2 protein-coding genes are annotated in these 1,114 nt (G+C 58.6%); both read right to left on the reverse strand.

The window, feature by feature from the left end; translation table 11 throughout:
- Positions 1 to 255: 255 nt before the first annotated feature.
- A complete protein-coding gene (gene cas2, locus NW853_RS08430) occupies positions 256 to 534 on the reverse strand; it encodes a CRISPR-associated endonuclease Cas2 (protein ID WP_414334612.1) in 279 nt (92 codons plus the stop codon).
- Positions 534 to 1,114: CRISPR-associated endonuclease Cas1 (cas1, locus tag NW853_RS08435; RefSeq protein WP_414348791.1), on the reverse strand; the 581-nt coding region annotated here is incomplete at its 5' end. The genes cas1 and cas2, both read right to left, overlap by 1 nt.

A 1,114-nucleotide genomic window follows, 5' to 3' on the forward strand; every position in this document is an offset into this window, starting at 1 on the left:
GAACTCATGCGGTTTTCAAGGTGCGTTTGCGAGGGAGTACGGAGACTTCCCGACACAGATATTAACATCGCTTTGGCAAATAAGCGCAAGTCGGAGAATTCGCTCTTTTAGGGGCATTATGCTACATTTTCGCGCCAATCCCGGCAAAAGCTATTAGATCCCTCTTAAAAACTGGCGCCGGCAAAGAAAAGCTAGCGATGGCTCGCCCCGACGGATTGCGCACAAAACTTTACAATTTTGGCCGAGCTGAGAACCTCAAAAAATGAGGTAGTCCGGCGGCTCGTAGGGGGGAGGCCCCCCGAAGACCTTGGTGCGTTGTTTGGCGCTGGCATCCAGAGGGTAGGCCCGCAGGCTATCTTCCTGGAGGTTGAGCAGAGGCAGCCACGACTTTTCCAGCTTCTCTTCCAGCTCGGCAGTGTCCAGGGGGCATTCAAAAACGGAGCGTTGCACTCGCTGGCAGCACTGCTCCAGGCACTTGGCCAACTGGTGTCGGCGCTTATCGTCCACCACGTCGTAGCAAACCAACCACAGCATCAGCGCAGCTCCATTGCTTCGTACTCCAGGTTGCCGCTCACCAGGCAACGGCCCAGCCAGCGGGCTTGCTCCAGCACAATTTGGCTCAGGGCTAGGCGACGCGACTGGGGAGGATAGAGCAACGGCTGGCGGAAGCGGCGCTCCAGCTCACCCAAAAACAGCTTTTTGGCCAGGGATCCCAGCCATACGCCTGTCCCATCCGGCGACGGCTCGAAATCTTCCGGGGTGAGCAGGCCAGCCTTGATGAGCTGGATTACGGCCCAATCCACTACCAAGGGCCGAAACTCTTCCATCAGATCCAGCACTAGGTTGGGGCGATAGGGCAAATTGGTGTGGAAAAAGCCCAGGTAGGGATCCAAGCCGGCCATGACGGCTGCCGGGAACACCCGTGCCAGCAGCACCCCGTAGCCCCAACTGAGGAGCGCGTTAATCGGGTCGAGGGGCGGCTGGCGGTTGCGACCTCTGAAGTTCCACTCGGGCGAGAAGCAGTGCTGGAGAGCTTGGTAATAGATGCGGGCACAATGGCCCTCCAGACCCATCAGGGCTTCCCGCTCTGGGTAAGTGGCGGCGCGATCCAACT

Source organism: Synechococcus sp. H55.11, from assembly GCF_047462475.1.
GTDB lineage: Bacteria > Cyanobacteriota > Cyanobacteriia > Thermostichales > Thermostichaceae > Thermostichus.

Coding starts and splice junctions, on each gene's coding strand:
- cas2 (WP_414334612.1), bottom strand. CDS start 534: ATGCTGTGGTTGGTTTGCTACGACGTGGTGGACGATAAGCGCCGACAC.